General features: G+C 73.7%; 15 protein-coding genes. 7 read left to right on the plus strand and 8 right to left on the minus strand.

Going from position 1 to position 15,302, the window contains the following annotated elements; genetic code table 11:
- The first annotated feature begins 2 nt into the window (after window positions 1–2).
- Complete coding sequence (locus ACSUPV_RS20940) at window positions 3–761, plus strand: glycosyltransferase family 2 protein (protein WP_436948154.1); 759 nt, start codon at window positions 3–5, stop codon at window positions 759–761.
- Between the two features lie 77 nt (window positions 762–838).
- On the opposite strand, the gene ACSUPV_RS20945 is transcribed toward ACSUPV_RS20940, so the two are convergent.
- The 3 genes from ACSUPV_RS20945 to ACSUPV_RS20955 form a co-directional block, all read right to left on the minus strand.
- A complete protein-coding gene (locus tag ACSUPV_RS20945) occupies window positions 839–1,600 on the minus strand; it encodes a PIG-L deacetylase family protein (RefSeq protein WP_436948155.1) in 762 nt (253 codons plus the stop codon).
- A complete protein-coding gene (locus ACSUPV_RS20950; protein WP_037760139.1) occupies window positions 1,600–1,812 on the minus strand; it encodes a ferredoxin in 213 nt (70 codons plus the stop codon). The genes ACSUPV_RS20945 and ACSUPV_RS20950 overlap by 1 nt, the downstream gene beginning before the upstream one ends.
- A gap of 124 nt (window positions 1,813–1,936) precedes the next feature.
- Window positions 1,937–2,395, minus strand: coding sequence for a hypothetical protein (locus ACSUPV_RS20955; protein ID WP_436949919.1), 459 nt, complete (start codon window positions 2,393–2,395; stop codon window positions 1,937–1,939).
- A 458-nt stretch (window positions 2,396–2,853) separates the two neighbouring features.
- On the opposite strand from ACSUPV_RS20955, the gene ACSUPV_RS20960 reads away from it, so the two are divergent.
- Complete coding sequence (locus tag ACSUPV_RS20960) at window positions 2,854–7,005, plus strand: nSTAND1 domain-containing NTPase (protein WP_436948156.1); 4,152 nt, start codon at window positions 2,854–2,856, stop codon at window positions 7,003–7,005.
- Window positions 7,006–7,171: 166 nt separating this feature from the next.
- Here ACSUPV_RS20960 and ACSUPV_RS20965 read toward each other — a convergent pair whose 3' ends face one another.
- From ACSUPV_RS20965 to ACSUPV_RS20985, 5 genes are all read right to left on the minus strand, one after another.
- Window positions 7,172–7,744 carry a GNAT family N-acetyltransferase gene (locus ACSUPV_RS20965; RefSeq protein WP_436948158.1) on the minus strand — a complete coding sequence of 191 codons (573 nt, stop codon included), beginning with the start codon at window positions 7,742–7,744 and terminating at the stop codon, window positions 7,172–7,174.
- 40 nt (window positions 7,745–7,784) lie between these two features.
- Complete coding sequence (locus tag ACSUPV_RS20970) at window positions 7,785–8,006, minus strand: hypothetical protein (protein ID WP_382614588.1); 222 nt, start codon at window positions 8,004–8,006, stop codon at window positions 7,785–7,787.
- A 44-nt stretch (window positions 8,007–8,050) separates the two neighbouring features.
- A complete protein-coding gene (locus ACSUPV_RS20975) occupies window positions 8,051–8,590 on the minus strand; it encodes a DinB family protein (RefSeq protein ID WP_031115279.1) in 540 nt (179 codons plus the stop codon).
- A 9-nt stretch (window positions 8,591–8,599) separates the two neighbouring features.
- On the minus strand, window positions 8,600–9,064 hold the full coding sequence (locus tag ACSUPV_RS20980) for a hypothetical protein (protein WP_031115280.1): 465 nt from the start codon (window positions 9,062–9,064) through the stop codon (window positions 8,600–8,602).
- Window positions 9,065–9,284: 220 nt separating this feature from the next.
- The gene (locus ACSUPV_RS20985) at window positions 9,285–10,151 is read right to left on the minus strand and encodes a bifunctional DNA primase/polymerase (RefSeq protein WP_037760151.1); all 867 of its coding nucleotides are present in this window, start codon (window positions 10,149–10,151) and stop codon (window positions 9,285–9,287) included.
- Between the two features lie 205 nt (window positions 10,152–10,356).
- Between ACSUPV_RS20985 and ACSUPV_RS20990 the strand changes: the two genes are divergently transcribed.
- The 5 genes from ACSUPV_RS20990 to ACSUPV_RS21010 all read left to right on the plus strand — a co-directional run bounded on the left by ACSUPV_RS20990 (window position 10,357) and on the right by ACSUPV_RS21010 (window position 15,296).
- A complete protein-coding gene (locus ACSUPV_RS20990) occupies window positions 10,357–11,271 on the plus strand; it encodes a bifunctional MaoC family dehydratase N-terminal/OB-fold nucleic acid binding domain-containing protein (protein WP_037760154.1) in 915 nt (304 codons plus the stop codon).
- On the plus strand, window positions 11,268–11,651 hold the full coding sequence (locus ACSUPV_RS20995; RefSeq protein WP_031115285.1) for a MaoC family dehydratase: 384 nt from the start codon (window positions 11,268–11,270) through the stop codon (window positions 11,649–11,651). Before ACSUPV_RS20990 ends, ACSUPV_RS20995 begins: the two co-directional genes overlap by 4 nt.
- Window positions 11,648–12,820 (plus strand): lipid-transfer protein, encoded by a 1,173-nt coding sequence (locus tag ACSUPV_RS21000; protein WP_436948162.1) that lies wholly within the window; start codon window positions 11,648–11,650, stop codon window positions 12,818–12,820. The genes ACSUPV_RS20995 and ACSUPV_RS21000 overlap by 4 nt, the downstream gene beginning before the upstream one ends.
- A 133-nt stretch (window positions 12,821–12,953) precedes the next feature.
- On the plus strand, window positions 12,954–13,514 hold the full coding sequence (locus ACSUPV_RS21005) for a SigE family RNA polymerase sigma factor (RefSeq protein ID WP_031115287.1): 561 nt from the start codon (window positions 12,954–12,956) through the stop codon (window positions 13,512–13,514).
- 102 nt (window positions 13,515–13,616) lie between these two features.
- Window positions 13,617–15,296: a long-chain fatty acid--CoA ligase gene (locus tag ACSUPV_RS21010; protein ID WP_031115288.1), complete on the plus strand. Its 1,680-nt coding sequence runs from the start codon at window positions 13,617–13,619 to the stop codon at window positions 15,294–15,296.
- The last annotated feature ends 6 nt before the right edge of the window (window positions 15,297–15,302 follow it).

Consider the following 15,302-nt stretch of genomic DNA (forward strand, 5'->3'; position numbering starts at 1 on the left):
TCGTGAAGCGGCGCATCGTCGTCGTCACCGCTGTGCACGGTCCCCATGCCCGGTTCCTTCCGGAGGCCTACGCCTCGCTGTGCGGGCAGGGGCTGCCGGAGGGGTGGTCGTGGCACTGGGTGGTTCAGGAGGACGGGGAGGGCGAGGACGTCCGGCCGTACGTGCCCGATGACCCGCGGGTGACCTTCCGGCAGGGCCGGGCCGGTGGGCCCGGGGTGGCCCGGACCGTCGCGCTGGCCCACGCCGAGGGCGAGTACGTGACGGTGCTGGACGCCGACGACCAGCTCGCGGCGGGTGTGCTCGGGCGGAATCTGGCGGTACTGGAGGGGGACCGCGGTCTCGGGTGGGTGACCTCGCGGGTGCTCGACCTCCTGCCCGACGGATCGACCGTCGGGTTCCCGGGTGATCCCGACGAAGGGGTGATCGAGCGGGGGGCAGTGCTGGAGCACTGGAAGGCCAACGGCTTTTTCGCCCAAGTGCATCCGGCCTCGCTGTTCGTACGGCGGGAGTTGCTCCTCGCCCTCGGCGGGTGGATGGCGCTGCCCGCCTCGGAGGACACCGGGCTGCTGCTCGCGCTGAACGCGGTGAGCCGTGGGTGGTTCTCGGGGGAGGTGGGGCTGCTGTACCGGAAGTGGGAGGGGCAGGTGACCGGGCAGGCGGCCCATGCGGACCGGGCCGAGCGGACGGCCCGGATGGCGGTGGTGGAGGCCAGGGCCAGGGCCTTGGCGCGGTTGCCGTGGGGTTTTCCGGCGGCGCTGTGACAGGGGCCCGTGGTTTCCCGGTGGCCCTGTGACGGGAGCCCCGTGGGGTGTGTCCGGGGTGCGGTTTCCGGGCGGCTCTACGGCAGCAGCTCCGTCTGCCGCGGCAGGGTGGTGACGGGGTCGTGGCGGATGTAGTACTCGGTGCCGAGCAGCCGCTCCCGCTCGGGTGCCGGGAGCGCCGCGATCAGGCCCGGAGCCGCTCCCCGCTCCGCCTCGGAGCGATGGGCCAGGACGGCGGCGACCTTGCGCTCCAGCCAGGGGCTGACGTCGACGGCCGCGGTGATCAGCTCGTCCGGGACCGTGTGCATCGCCTTGCCCCGGAGCGCCCAGTGCCCGGCCCACGCCCGGACGGCTGAGTGCGGGTGCGTGGCCAGATAGAGGGCGCTCGGGCGCCAGGGCTCGCCCGCGTCCGGGTAGAGGCGTTCCAGGCCGGCAGCGTGGACCGCGAGCAGGGTCGCCCGGTGGGTGTGCACGTGGTCCTCGTGGCCGGTCAGGCCGCCGTAGGCGTCGTGGGTGACCACGACGTCCGGGCGGAAGGCCCGGATGTGGGCGACCAGTTCCCCCACCGTCCGGTCCAGCGGGGCGTCGCAGAGACGCGGTCGGCCCGGCGCCGAGTGCGGGACGCGGGAGTCGGCGTGGCCCAGCATCCGTGGCGCGCCGGCGCCGAGGGCGCGGAGGGCTTCGGCCAACTCCGCGGCGCGCACGGTGTCCGCCGCCCAGGTCGCCGTGACGACCGCCGTGCGCGCGCCCGCGGACGCGTGCCGGGCGAGGACGCCGCCCGCCGACAGGGACTCGTCGTCGGGGTGGGCGAAGACCGCGAGCAGGCTCGGTACCGGCATCATCCCTCGCCGGGGCCGGCCGGCGACGCGGTGATCCTGATGGCCTGGCTCGGGCACTTCTCCGCCGCCTCCAGGATCTCGGGGTCGTCGCCCGTCTCCTCGCGGCCCGGGCGGACGACGCCGAATCCGTCGACGAACGCGAAGACCGCGGGCGCCCGGTGGACGCACTCGGCGGAGCCATAGCAGAGCTCGCGGTCCACGGAGACCTTCATACCGCTTCCTCCCCCTCCTGACGGCAGCGGAGGCCCTGCCGCCAGGAGGTGACTGCCCAGCGCGCCGCGGGCTGAACCGACCGGTCTGGCCAACATGCGCCGCCCGCTGGACCGACAGGTGCGACTACCGCGCGCCGCCCGCCGTCGCCAGCCAGTGCGCGACCCGGCGTACGGCGGCCTCGTCGAGCCGTTCGGCCAGGGCCTTGACGGTCGCGTCGTCCTCGGGGGAGAGGTCGTAGAGGCCCGCCTTGCCCAGGCCGGCCAGGAGGACCTGGTGGCGGCGGCCGGTCATCCGTTCCGTCCGTGTGCTCGCGTCACCAGGGGAGGCATGGGAAGGCTGGGAGGTCGGGGAGGCCGGGGAGGCCGGGGAGGTCTCCGGGGCGGGCCGGGGCTGGGGCGCCTGCTGCAGAGGGGCGTCGAAGAGGTGCCACTCGCCGTCCTTCGGCCCCCACAGGGCGACGGTCACCGCGTCGCCGCGCGCCCGCAGGGTCCGGGTCATCTCCCCGAGCGCGTACAGCACCGGCGCGCGGTGGGGCGACTCCGCCGCCGTCCGCCAGGAGCCCTCGGCGGGCCGGTGGACCATCGCCACCCAGCGCGGAGCACCCTGCGGTCGTGGGCTGTCGGGACGTGACTCCACTGCGCTCACCCCTGTACATCGCCTGTGCATCGCCTGTGCATCGCTTGTACGTCGCTCCGGAAGCGGTACGGCAGGGCGCACCATAGCTGACGGGTCGTCAGTTATCCAGGGTCGGAGATCGGCGGTCGTGGGGTTGGGGGGCGCACTCCACCGGGGAGGATCACCACGTCGTCCGGCACCGGTCCCTCCCCTCGTGGGGACCGGTACCGGACGGTGGAGCTACCGTCGTCCGACTCGGATGGAACCCGGATGGAAGCTGACCGGATGGGTGCGCTGCTGGATCCGGATCCTGCCATTTCCGGTCGCGGAGGAGGAGGTTCCGGGGGCTTGCGGAGGGTATTACCGCAGGTCAGCCATATAGAGTGAGTTTTCCGGACCGGACGTCCAGGCGTGGGAAGTGAGGAGTGGAGACCTTGGGTTCCGACTCGGGGGCACGCACCGCCTTCGCGGAACGCCTCGCACTGCTGTACAAGGAAGCGGGCAACCCTCCACTCAAACGTGTGTCCGAAGCGGTGGTGCGGCTCCAGCGGGTCGACGAACGCGGGCGGCCCGTGCGGGTGTCCGCCCAGCGCATCAGCGACTGGCGGCGGGCCCGGAACGTGCCCGCCCAGTTCCCCGCCCTCGCGGCGGTGCTGCACGTGCTGATCCCCGAGGCGCGGCGCGAGCGGCCCACACCGGTGTCGCCGGGCCTGTACGACCTGGGGCAGTGGCAGCGGCTGTGGGAGCGCGCGGTGGCCGACCCGGTCGCCGAACGCCCGGACGGGTCCCCGGAGCAGGACCAGACTCCGGCCGAGGCCCCGCCCGCGCCCGGCGGGGTGTGCCCGTACCGGGGGCTGGCCTCCTACCGGCGGGAGGACGCCCGGTGGTTCTTCGGCCGGGAGCGGAGCACGGACGCGCTCGTCGCGCAGCTCCGGGCCGTGGCCGGGACGGGTGGCCTGGTCATGCTCGTGGGCGCGTCGGGGGCGGGGAAGTCCTCGTTGCTGAACGCCGGTCTGGTGCCCGCGCTGCGGGACGGCGCGCTCGGCGACGACGAGGACCATGAGAGCGGCGGGAGCGGCGGGAGCGGCGGGAGCGGCGGGAGCGGCGGGAGCGGGGGGAACGGCGGGAGCGGCCGGGCGCGGGAGGTGGTGCAGCTCGTGCCGGGCGCCGACCCGCTGGCGGAGCTGGCCCGGTGCATCCCCGAGCTGGCACCCGTCGTCCCGCCCGGGACCAGGACACCCACTACACGCCCCCTGACCACGGAACCCGGCCCCCCATCCCACGCCGACGCCGTCCGCGCCGCCGACGCCGTCCGCGCCGCCGACGCCGTCCGCGCCGCCGACGCCGTCCGTGCCGCCGTCACCGCCTGGGCCCGCCGCGAGGACCCCGCCGCCGCCCGCCCGGTCGTCATCGTGGACCAGTTCGAGGAGACGTTCACCCTCTGCCCCGACGAGGCGGACCGGCGCGCCTTCGTCGAGGTCCTGCACGCCGCCTGCACCCCCGCCGCCCCCGACGAACCGGCCCCGGCCGTGGTGGTCCTCGGCATACGCGCCGACTTCTACGAGCAGTGCCTCGGGTACCCCGAGCTGGCCGACGCGCTCCAGCACCGGCACATGGTGCTCGGCCCGCTCACCACCGCGGAGCTGCGCGAGGCGGTGACCGGCCCGGCCAAGGCCGTCGGACTGGAGCTGGAGCCGGGCCTCGCGGAGCTGATCGTCCGGGAGGTCAGCGCCGACGGCCCGCGCGGGGCGCACGACGCCGGAGTGCTGCCGCTGCTGTCGCACGCCCTGCTCGCCACCTGGCAGCGCAGGAAGGCGGGCCGGCTGACGCTCGCCGGCTACCGCGCGGCCGGCGGCATCCAGGGCGCGGTCGCGGCGACCGCCGAACGCGCCTGGAACGGCCTCGACCCGGCGGCCCGCACGGCGGCGCGGCTGCTGCTGCTCCGGCTGGTCCGGCTGGGTGAGGACACGCAGGCCACGCGCAGACGCGGGACCCGGCGCAAGCTGGCGGAGGAGTCGAACGACCCCGGCAAGACCGAGGAGTCCCTGGAGGCGCTGGTCCGCGCCCGGTTGGTGACCCTGGACGCGGAGACCGTGGAGATCACCCACGAGGCGCTGTTGCACGCCTGGCCGCGTCTGCGCGACTGGATCGACGAGGACCGGCAGGGCAACCTGCTGCGCCAGCGCCTGGAGGAGGACGGCCGGGCCTGGGAGGAGTCGGACCGCGACACATCGCTGCTCTACCGGGGCTCCCGGCTGGAACAGGCCCACGGCTGGGCGAAGTCCGCCGGGGACAGGTACCTGACCCGGAGCGCGGTGGAGTTCCTGGCCGCCTCGGTCCGGCTGCGCCGGCGCGTCATCTGGATCAGCCGGGGCGCGGTGGCGGCGCTGGTGGTGCTGGCGGTGCTGGCCGCCGGGTCGGCCGTCGTCGCCTGGAAGCAGCGGGACGACGCGGTGTTCGAGCAGGTGCTCGCCCAGGCCGACCGCGTCCGGGACACGGATCCGTCGCTGTCCGCGCAGCTCGACCTGGTGGCGCACCGGCTGCGGCCGGACGACGAGGGCGCGAAGAGTCGCCTGATCTCCGTGGTGAACGCCCCGCTGGCCACGCCGCTGCTCGGGCACACGGGCGCCGTCTACCTCACGACGTTCAGCCCGGACGGCAGGACCCTGGCCACCGCGAGCTACGACCGGACCGTACGGCTGTGGAACGTGGCCGACCCGAGGCGTCCGAGTCCTCTGGGCGGACCGCTCACCGGTCACACGAGCTGGGTGAGCAGCGCGGTCTTCAGCCCGGACGGCCGGACGCTGGCCAGCGCCTCCGACGACGGCACGATCCGGCTGTGGGACGTGACCGACCCCCGTCATCCGAAGCGGCTCGGCGAGCCCCTGACCGGCCATGACGGCACGATCTACCTGATCGCCTTCAGCCCGGACGGGCGCACGCTGGCCTCCGCCGGCGACGACGGCACCGTACGGCTGTGGGACATGGCCGACCCGCGCCGGGCGCGGGCGCTCGGCAAGCCGCTGACCGGGCACACGGCCGCCGTGCGCTCGGTGGCGTTCGCCCCGGACGGCCGGACGCTGGCGGCGGGCGGTGACGACGGCACGATCCGCCTGTGGGACGTGGCCGACCCCCGGCGCCCGGAACCGGTCGGCACGCCGCTGACCGGCCACACCTCCACCGTGCACTCCGTGGCCTTCAGTCCGGACGGCCGGACCCTGGCCAGCGGCGGCGAGGACCACACCGTACGGCTGTGGAACATGGCCGGATCGGGTCGCCCGGCCCAGATCGGGGCGCCGCTGAACGGCCACACCGGGCCGGTCTGGTCGGTGGCCTTCAGCCCGGACGGGAACATGCTCGCCGCGGCCAGCGCGGACAGCACCGCGAGCCTGTGGAAGGTGAGCGATCCGGAGTACCCGTCGCAGGTCGGCGGCCCCCTGGCGGGCAGCAGCGGCGAGATGTACGCGCTGGGCTTCAGCCCCGACGGGCGCACCCTCGCCACCGGGACGGGCGACAACAAGGTCCGCCTGTGGGCGCTGCCGACCTCGGACATGACCGGCCGGACGGGCACGTTCCGGCCGGACGGGCGGGTGCTGGCGACGGCGGGGCGCGACGGGCGGATCCGGCTGTGGGACGTGCGGACGCCCAGCAGGCCGGTGAGGATGGGCGAGCCGTTCCGGCCCGGAAAGGGCGACGTACGCTCCCTGGAGTTCTCCTCGGACGGCCGCACCCTCGCGGCGGTGACGGGCGATCGCGCCGTGCAGCTGTGGAACCTCAGCGCTCCGGAACACCCGGTGCCGTACGGGTCTCCCCTCCCCCTGCGCATCCGGTACGCCGACCCGCTGGCCTTCAGCCCCGACGGCAGGACCCTGGCCACCGCCGACGACGACCGCACCATCCAGCTGTGGGACATCGGCGACCCGTCCCGCCCCCGGCCGCTCGGCGCCCCCCTCACCGGTCACAAGGGCTACGTCAACTCCCTCGTCTTCGGCCCGGACGGCCGGACGCTCGCCAGCGGCAGCGCGGACGGCACCATCCGGCTGTGGAACGCGGCCGACCCCGCCCGGGTCACCCTGATCGGCACACCGCTCAAGGGCCACCTCGGAGCCGTGAACGCCCTCGCCTACAGCCGCGACGGCCGCACGCTGGCCAGCGCCGGCGACGACAGCTCCGTACGCCTCTGGGACGTCCGGGACCCCGCCGACGCCTCCGAGCAGGCCCGCCTCACCGGCCACACGGAAGCGGTCGTGTCCCTTACGTTCAGCCGCGACGGCCGCACCCTGGCGAGCGGCGGCAACGACAGCACGGTCCGGCTCTGGGACGTCTCCGACCCGTCCGGGGCCACCGCGATCGGCCAGTCGATGAGCCCCAACACCAAGACCGGCAACTACCTGTCGTTCAACCCGGCCGGCCACACGATCGCGGTGTCGAGCGGCGCCGACACCATCCGGATCTGGAACCTGGACGTCGACCCGGCCGTACGCCGCATCTGCTCGCTGACCCGGGGCGTGCTGACGCCGGACACGTGGAGCGAGTACCTGCCCCGGCTCTCCTACGACCCGCCGTGCGACGACTGACGGGACGGGGCCCCACAACAGGCCCCGGAGTCACGGGAGTTGAGTGATACGAGTCACAACGCCGACTTCCTGACGGTTGGTCGGCTCCCGCTGGGCAAGCGCTTGTTACCCTTGGCCATAGCTCGACCGCTGGTGCATCCCCCGTCGCCAGCGGTCGGGCCTTTTTTCAGCGCAGGTCCAGCCGCATCAGGATCCGGGGATGGCCGGCCAGGACCGAGGTGGTGTCCGCCGCGTGGGTGAAGCCGGCGCGTTCGAAGTTCTTGCGGAGACCGGCGTAGGCCATCGTCAGGTCGACCTTGGCGTCGCCGTTGTCCAGGGGGTACGCCTCGATCGCCGGTGCGCCGTGGGCGCGGGCGAACTCGACCGCGCCGGCGATCAGGGCGTGGGAGATGCCCTGCTTGCGGTGACCGGGGCGGACCCGGACGCACCACAACGACCAGACGGACAGGTCGTCGATGTGCGGGATCTTGCGGTTGCGGGCGAAGGAGGTGTCCGCGCGCGGTGCGACGGCGGCCCAGCCGACCGGTTCGTCACCGTCGTAGGCGAGCACGCCCGGGGGCGGGTCCGCGCGGCACAGCTCGGCGACGTACGCGCCGCGGGCCGGGCCGCGCAGCTCGTTGTTGAGCTTGGAGGGAATCCGGTAGCTCAGGCACCAGCAGACGTTCGCCCCGGGGGACTTCGGCCCGAGCACGGCACGGACGTCCTCGAAGTCCGTGGCCGGGCGCACGTCGATGGTCATGCCTTCACGATGTCACGTGCGGCGCGGCGACGCCGCCCGATCAGGCCTTCGGGGGCGGGGACACGGCCTGGCTGAACGCGGTGTAGAACGGCTGGGCCAGGCCGGCGAGCGCCGAGGCGCCCTGTGCGAACGGGGTGAGCGGATCGATCGAACCCGACCGGCTGCCTCCGCCGCCCTCGGCGGCCAGGGCGGGCGAACCGCCCTGGAGGACGACGAGAGCGAGGAGCAGCACGGCGGCACGGGAGAGCAGACGAGGACGCATGCCCACTCCGACGACCTGCTTCTTCCCTGGTCACAGGCGCGCGGTTAGTGATGTGGACGTACCGCGGACGCCGCCCGCAGCAGGCGCAGCTGGCCGATCTCGCTGACGTTCTTCGTCAGTTCCGTGTTCACCCAGGCGGCCATGTGCGCGACGGTGTACCGGGGGTCGTCGGGCACGGGGAAGCGGGCCGGGGCGTCCAGCTCGGTGTCGGTGAGGTCGTCCAGGACCGCCAGCCACTGGGTCCGCAGGTCGCGCAGCCACTCTACGGTCGGGGTGCCCTCGCCGGGCCACACGACGTCGGTGCGCTCGCGCGGCGGGCGGCCCCGCGCGTGGTCCAGGGTGACGCTCCACCACCATCCGATGTGCCAGCTCACCCAGGCGATCGTGGGCACGGGCACGGGGTCGGGCTCGGTGTCCGCCCAGTCCGGCACCCAGGTGCCGTCGGCGGACCGGCGCATCGTCCAGATGAGCGGCCCGGGCTCCCAGAGGAAGTCCTCCGGCTCCAGCCGCTCCAGGTGGTACTCGAACAGGGCCCAGGTCAACTCGAACTGGGCGCGCAGCAGTTCCGTACGGGAAACGGTCATCGGACGACCCTACGCAAGCGCCCGCGTGTCCCGGGCGAGTCCCGCCCAGTCGATGTCCCGCAGGGCCGGCTCCGGGCCGCACGCCGACGGCAGCCGCGGCGTGGACTGGAACCAGAGGACGGTGAGCCGGGAGCGGTACGCGACCGGGTCGTGGGCCGGGTCGAGGGCGGTGGAGTGGAACGTGCCGAGACACGCCACGGCGGGCAGCACCTCGACGGGACCGAGGCCGCCCGCGTACTGGTCGGGGTACTCGCGCGGGGGCGGGACCAGGTGGACCGGCGTGCCCGGGTGGGCCTGCTCGGCGGCGCGCAGCAGGCCGCGGATGCGCAGGTCGTTCACCGGCTTGCAGGGGTAGCCCTCCCGCAGGTCGCCGTACGTCGAGGTGAACCGCAGCTCGGCCAGGTCCACCGAGCGGCCGGAGGCCAGGACGAGACGGGCGAGCGCCAGGGCCGGCGTTCTGACGTGCTGGTGCATGGGGGTCTTTCGGTGCTCATGGAGGTGACCTCGCTCGGGGCGGGGACCCGCTCTCGGTGGGGCCCTCGGAAGGGGCCCGCTCTCGGGAGGGACCCACTCTCGGGACGGCCCCTCGGAAGGGACCCGCTCTCGGGACGGCCCCTCGGAAGGGACCCGCTCTCGGGACGGCCCCCTGGGAAGGGACCCGTTCAAAGAAGGCCCCGCTCAGGAAGGGCCCCGCTCACGGCCGGTGCCCCGTCAGTCGGGCCGCCGACGCGATCGTCGCCCGGGCCTCCCGCTCGGACAGACCGGTGCCCCGGGCCGCGTCGACCAGGGCGTCCACGAGCGCGGGGCCGATGCCGTCCTCGTAGGCGCGGCAGGCCGCCCAGAACAGGCGGGTGTTGCGCTGGCCCTCGTGGGCGGCGAGCACGAACTGGACCAGGCCCTGGCCGTGTCCACCGGCCGACGGGGGCGTGGGGTGGTGGGCGCGGGGCGGCGGCAGCAGCAGGCGCAGCAGGGAGCGCGGGCAGCGGGCCGGGGGCAGGTGCGCGGTGCCGGGGGCGGCGGCGTACACGCCCTGGCCCGAGCGGGAGCCGGGGCCGACGAGGTAGCCGCCGGCGCCCCGGATGTCGATGCCGGCGGCGAGGCGGCCCGCCGAGTTGGGGACGACCACGTCGGGCGGGCCGCTCAGCCACAGGTGCCGCCCGCCGGACGGGGTCAGCACCACCACCGTCGGGGGGATGGTGAACAGGTGCCGCAGGGCCAGCTCGCGCAGGGCGGCCGAGGAGTCCGTGCCGGTCTTCACGTCCAGGTCGATGCCGATCAGGTGGTGCGGGGGCAGGCCGCAGGCGATGCCGTAGCCGGTCGCCCAGGGCGCCGCGGCGAACAGTTCCCGGACGCGGGCCGGGTCGCTGGAGGCGTCGTAGACACCGTGGCCGAGGCGGCCGCACTCGCCGTGGCAGGGGGACGGGGCGGGGTCGTCGCGGTGGGGGGAGCGCAGCGCCGGGAGCTTCGTGCGGGACAGGGGGATGACGGCCAGTCCGCGCTCGGCGGCTGACAGGGCGTGTGCGAGGGCCAGCGTCGTGGCCTGCCGGTCGGTGGTGGCCATGCTCCTAGTTTCGTACATACGTTCGAAAAAGGAAAGGGGGAGCGGCTGCGACGCGCCGGGGCGGCGTGGCGTCCGGGAGTTCCTGTGGGTGTGCTTCGTGGGGTGACAAGCGCCTGAGCGGCGGTACTTCGGTGCCGCCGCTCAGGCGCTTTCCGGCGCCGCGCGGTCTTGACGGAGTCATGGATCTGACGGACAGTCAGAAACCGTGAGTGGTGAGCCGGATGTCCACGAGGAGTTCGAGGCGCGCCTGAAGGCCTACGAGGGGCGGCCCGCGGCCGTCACCGGCGTGGGCAAGGACCCCGTCAACGAGCCGATGATCAGGCACTGGTGCGAGGCGATGGGCGACACCCACCCCGCCTACGCGGGACCGGACGCGGTGGCCCCGCCCACCATGCTCCAGGTCTGGACGATGGGCGGCCTGTCCGGCCACCCGGGGCGCGCGGCGGCCTACGACGAACTGCTCCGCCTGCTCGACGAGGCGGGCTGCACCTCGGTCGTCGCCACCGACTGCGAGCAGGAGTACCTGCGCCCCCTGCGCCCGGGCGACGAGATCACCTTCGATTCGGTGATCGAGTCGGTCTCCGCCCGCAAGACCACGAAACTCGGAACGGGCTACTTCGTCACCACCCGCACGGACGTCCACGCGGACGGCGCCCTCGCCGGCACCCACCGCTTCCGCATCCTCAAGTACGCCCCCGCACACCGGCGAAGCAAGCCCCGGGAACTCCGCCCCCGCCCCGTCGTCAACCGCGACAACGCCGGCTTCTGGGAGGGCGTCGCCCGCCACGAGCTGCTGATCCAGCGCTGCACCGGCTGCGGCACCCTCCGTTTCCCCTGGCTGCCCGGGTGCAACGGCTGCGGCTCCCCGGACTGGGACACCGTCGGGGCGAGCGGCGAGGGCACGGTCTACTCGTACGTCGTCCTGCACCACCCGCCCTTCCCGGCCTTCGAGCCTCCTTACGCGGTCGGCCTGATCGAGCTCGCCGAGGGCGTGCGGATCGTCAGCAACGTCGTCGGGGTGCCGTACGACAAGGTGCGGATCGGCATGCCGGTCCGGCTGGAGTTCCGGCGCTACGACGACGAGCTGGTGCTGCCGGTGTTCCAGGGGGTGACGCCGTGAACGCCGGCGACCGCCTCCCCCCGCTGGAGATCCCGATCACCCGCACGCTGATCGTCGCCGGGGCGATCGCCTCCCGCGACTACCAGGACGTCCACCACGACCCGGACCTGGCCCGGGAGAAGGGCTCCCCCGACATCTTCATGAACATCCTGACGACCAACGGCCTGGTCGGCCGCTACATCACGGACCACTTCGGCCCCCGGGCCGTCCTGCGCCGGGTCGCCATCCGGCTCGGCGCGCCCAACCACCCCGGCGACACGATGGTGCTGACCGGCACGGTCGAGCAGGTCGACGGCGACACCGCGACGGTCCGGGTCGTCGGCGCGAACGGCATCGGCACGCACGTCACCGGCACCGTGACGGTGCGGGTCCCGGCATGAGCCCGAGGGGCCGGGACGGTCTCGGTGGGCGCGCGGCCCTCGTCGGTGTCGGGGCCACCGAGTTCTCCAAGGACTCGGGCCGCAGCGAACTGCGTCTGGCCGTCGAGGCGGTGCGCGCGGCCCTGGCGGACGCGGGCCTGACACCGGCCGACGTCGACGGCATGGTCACCTTCACCATGGACACCAGCCCCGAGATCACCGTCGCCCAGGCGGCCGGCATCGGTGAGCTGTCCTTCTTCTCCCGGATCCACTACGGCGGCGGAGCGGCCTGCGCCACCGTCCAGCAGGCGGCCCTCGCGATCGCCGCGGGCGTGGCCGACGTGGTCGTCTGCTACCGGGCGTTCAACGAGCGCTCCGGCCGCCGCTTCGGCTCCGGCGTGCGGCACCGGGAGCCCACGGCGGAGGGTGCGGCGCTCGGCTGGACCCTGCCGTTCGGCCTGCTCACCCCGGCCTCCTGGGTGGCGATGGCGGCGCAGCGCTACCTCCACGCCCACGGGCTGACCCCGGAGGCCTTCGGGCACGTGGCCGTCACCGGCCGCGGGTACGCGGCGACCAACCCGGCCGCGTACTTCCACGGCCGCCCCATCACCCTCGCCGACCACGCCGCGTCCCGGTGGATCGTCGAACCGCTGCGGCTGCTGGACTGCTGCCAGGAGACGGACGGCGGGCAGGCGTTCGTCGTCACCTCCCTCGAGCGGGCCCGCGACCTGCCCCACCCGCCCGCCGTGATCGCCGCGGCCGCCCAGGGCGCCGGGCGCGCGCAGGAGCAGATGACCGGCTTCTACCGCGGCGACCTCACCGGCCTGCCCGAGACGGCGGTCGTGGCCCGGCAGCTGTGGCGCACCTCGGGGCTCGGGCCGGCCGACATCGACGTGGGGATCCTCTACGACCACTTCACGCCGTTCGTGCTGATGCAGCTGGAGGAGTTCGGCTTCTGCGGCCCCGGCGGGGCGGCGGACTTCGTCGCCGAGGGGCGGCTGCCGCTCAACACGCACGGCGGACAGCTGGGGGAGGCGTACCTGCACGGGATGAACGGGGTGGCGGAGGCGGTCCGGCAGATCAGGGGCACGGCGGTGAACCAGGTGCCGGGCGCGGGACGGGTCCTGGTGACGGCGGGGACGGGCGTGCCTACGTCGGGACTCGTACTGACCGGTGACCCGCAGGGGTGATCCCGCAGTACTACGGGCCCTCCGCTCCACCTACAGGAGGTGCAGTCACCCCTACCCCTACAACCTGAGGGGGACATCGCTTCGGGACCTGCGGCCGATCCGCTCGGCAGGGGGCCGCTCATAGCGTTGAGCCATGACCACACTCGTCTGCACGAGCGCTTCGAAGGCGGCCGCGCCAGCGGCGCAGACCCTTCCGTACCCGTCGTTCTCGTCGTACGTCAGGGCCCGCCAGCCGGTGCTCCTGCGTACCGCCCGCTCGCTCACCGGCAACCCGAGCGACGCGGAGGACCTGCTGCAGACCGCGCTCACCAAGACGTACGTCGCCTGGGAGCGCATCGAGGACCACCGCGCCCTCGACGGCTATGTGCGCCGGGCGCTGCTGAACACGCGCACGTCGCAGTGGCGCAAGCGCAAGGTCGACGAGTTCGCCTGCGACGAGCTGCCCGAGCCGGAGCCGGTGCCCGGCGGCGACGACCCGGCCGAGCAGCAGGCGCTGCGCGACGCGATGTGGCGGGCGATCATGCGGCTGCCCGCCCGGCAGCGGGCGATGGTGGTCCTCAGGTACTACGAGGACCTCAGCGAGGTCCAGACGGCCGAGGTGCTCGGCGTGTCGGTGGGTACGGTGAAGTCGGCCGTGTCACGCGCTCTCGGCAAGCTCCGGGAGGATTCCGAGCTGGGACTTGTTCGGTCCTGAGCCGAAGCGTCGGCTAACGTCGTCTGATCGATCACCGCCTCCTAGTGACATACCGCGTGGTATGTGCGCAGAATCAGCGCAACCCTTACCACCGCGTAGGCAATGTCGCCCCGGGAGGACGCCGTGCTGAGCACCATGCAGGACGTACCGCTGTTGATTTCCAGGATCCTGACCCACGGGTCGACGATCCACGGGACATCACAGGTGACCACGTGGACCGGTGAGGACGAACCGCACCGCCGCTCCTTCGCGGAGATCGGCGCCCGCGCGGCCCAGCTGGCCCACGCGCTGCGCGAGGACCTCGGTGTCGCCGCCGACGAGCGCGTCGCGACCCTCGCCTGGAACAACGCGGAACACGTCGAGGCCTACTTCGCGATCCCGTCCATGGGCGCGGTCCTGCACACCCTGAACCTCCGCCTCCCGCCCGAGCAGCTGGCCTGGATCGTCAACCACGCCGCCGACCGCGTGGTCATCGCCAACGGTTCGCTGCTGCCCCTGCTCGCCCCGCTGCTGCCGCACCTGAAGACGGTCGAGCACGTCGTCGTCACCGGCCCCGGCGACCGCTCCCTGCTCGCGGAGGCCACCGCGCAGGTCCACGAGTACGAGGACCTCATCGCCGGGAAGCCCACCGCGTACGACTGGCCCGAGCTGGACGAGCGCCAGGCCGCCGCCATGTGCTACACCTCCGGCACCACCGGCGACCCCAAGGGCGTGGTCTACAGCCACCGCTCCATCTACCTGCACTCCATGCAGGTCAACATGGCCCAGTCGATGGGCCTGACCGACGAGGACACCTCCCTGGTCGTGGTCCCCCAGTTCCACGTGAACGCCTGGGGCCTGCCGCACGCCACCTTCATGACCGGCGTCAACATGCTGATGCCGGACCGCTTTCTCCAGCCCGCCCCCCTCGCCGCGATGATCGAGGGCGAGAAGCCGACCCACGCCGCCGCCGTCCCGACCATCTGGCAGGGCCTGCTCGCGGAGCTGACCGCGCACCCCCGGGACGTCTCCTCCCTCACCCAGGTCACCATCGGCGGCTCGGCCTGTCCGCCGTCGCTGATGGAGGCCTTCGACAAGCTGGGCATGCGGGTCTGCCACGCCTGGGGCATGACGGAGACGTCCCCGCTGGGCACGGTCGCCCGTCCCCCGGCCGCCGCGGTCGGCACGGACGAGGAGTTCGCCTACCGCCTCACCCAGGGCCGCTTCCCGGCCGGTGTCGAGGCCCGGCTGACCGGCCCCGGCGGCGAACGCCTCCCCTGGGACGGCGAGTCGGCGGGCGAGCTGGAGGTGCGCGGCCCCTGGATCGCGGGCGCCTACTACAACGGCCCGGACGCGGACCCCCTGCGCCCCGCCGACAAGTTCAGCGAGGACGGCTGGCTCAAGACCGGCGACGTCGGCACCATCTCCCCCGACGGCTACCTCACCCTCACCGACCGGGCCAAGGACGTCATCAAGTCCGGCGGCGAGTGGATCTCCTCGGTGGAGCTGGAGAACGCGCTGATGTCCCACCCGGACGTCGCCGAGGCCGCCGTCGTCGCCGTCCCCGACGACAAGTGGGGCGAGCGCCCCCTGGCCACGGTCGTCCTCAAGGAGGGCGCCACCGCCACCTTCGAGACGCTGCGCTCCTTCCTCGCCGAGGAGGGCAAGATCGCCAAGTGGCAGCTCCCGGAGCGCTGGACGGTCATCGAGGCGGTGCCGAAGACGAGCGTCGGCAAGTTCGACAAGAAGGTGCTGCGCAGGCAGTACGCGCAGGGCGAGCTGGACGTCACCAGCCTCGGCTGACCCACC

The organism is Streptomyces sp. SudanB52_2052, assembly GCF_964272415.1.
GTDB classification, from domain to species: domain Bacteria; phylum Actinomycetota; class Actinomycetes; order Streptomycetales; family Streptomycetaceae; genus Streptomyces; species Streptomyces olindensis.

Excerpts from the sequence above, each read along its gene's own strand:
- ACSUPV_RS20945 (WP_436948155.1), bottom strand. The coding sequence starts at position 1,600 with ATGCCGGTACCGAGCCTGCTCGCGGTCTTCGCCCACCCCGACGACGAG.
- ACSUPV_RS20950 (WP_037760139.1), bottom strand. The coding sequence starts at position 1,812 with ATGAAGGTCTCCGTGGACCGCGAGCTCTGCTATGGCTCCGCCGAGTGC.
- ACSUPV_RS20955 (WP_436949919.1), bottom strand. The coding sequence starts at position 2,395 with ATGGTCCACCGGCCCGCCGAGGGCTCCTGGCGGACGGCGGCGGAGTCG.
- ACSUPV_RS20965 (WP_436948158.1), bottom strand. The coding sequence starts at position 7,744 with ATGACCATCGACGTGCGCCCGGCCACGGACTTCGAGGACGTCCGTGCC.
- ACSUPV_RS20970 (WP_382614588.1), bottom strand. The coding sequence starts at position 8,006 with ATGCGTCCTCGTCTGCTCTCCCGTGCCGCCGTGCTGCTCCTCGCTCTC.
- ACSUPV_RS20975 (WP_031115279.1), bottom strand. The coding sequence starts at position 8,590 with ATGACCGTTTCCCGTACGGAACTGCTGCGCGCCCAGTTCGAGTTGACC.
- ACSUPV_RS20980 (WP_031115280.1), bottom strand. The coding sequence starts at position 9,064 with ATGCACCAGCACGTCAGAACGCCGGCCCTGGCGCTCGCCCGTCTCGTC.
- ACSUPV_RS20985 (WP_037760151.1), bottom strand. The coding sequence starts at position 10,151 with ATGGCCACCACCGACCGGCAGGCCACGACGCTGGCCCTCGCACACGCC.
- ACSUPV_RS21000 (WP_436948162.1), top strand. The coding sequence starts at position 11,648 with ATGAGCCCGAGGGGCCGGGACGGTCTCGGTGGGCGCGCGGCCCTCGTC.
- ACSUPV_RS21005 (WP_031115287.1), top strand. The coding sequence starts at position 12,954 with ATGACCACACTCGTCTGCACGAGCGCTTCGAAGGCGGCCGCGCCAGCG.
- ACSUPV_RS21010 (WP_031115288.1), top strand. The coding sequence starts at position 13,617 with ATGTCGCCCCGGGAGGACGCCGTGCTGAGCACCATGCAGGACGTACCG.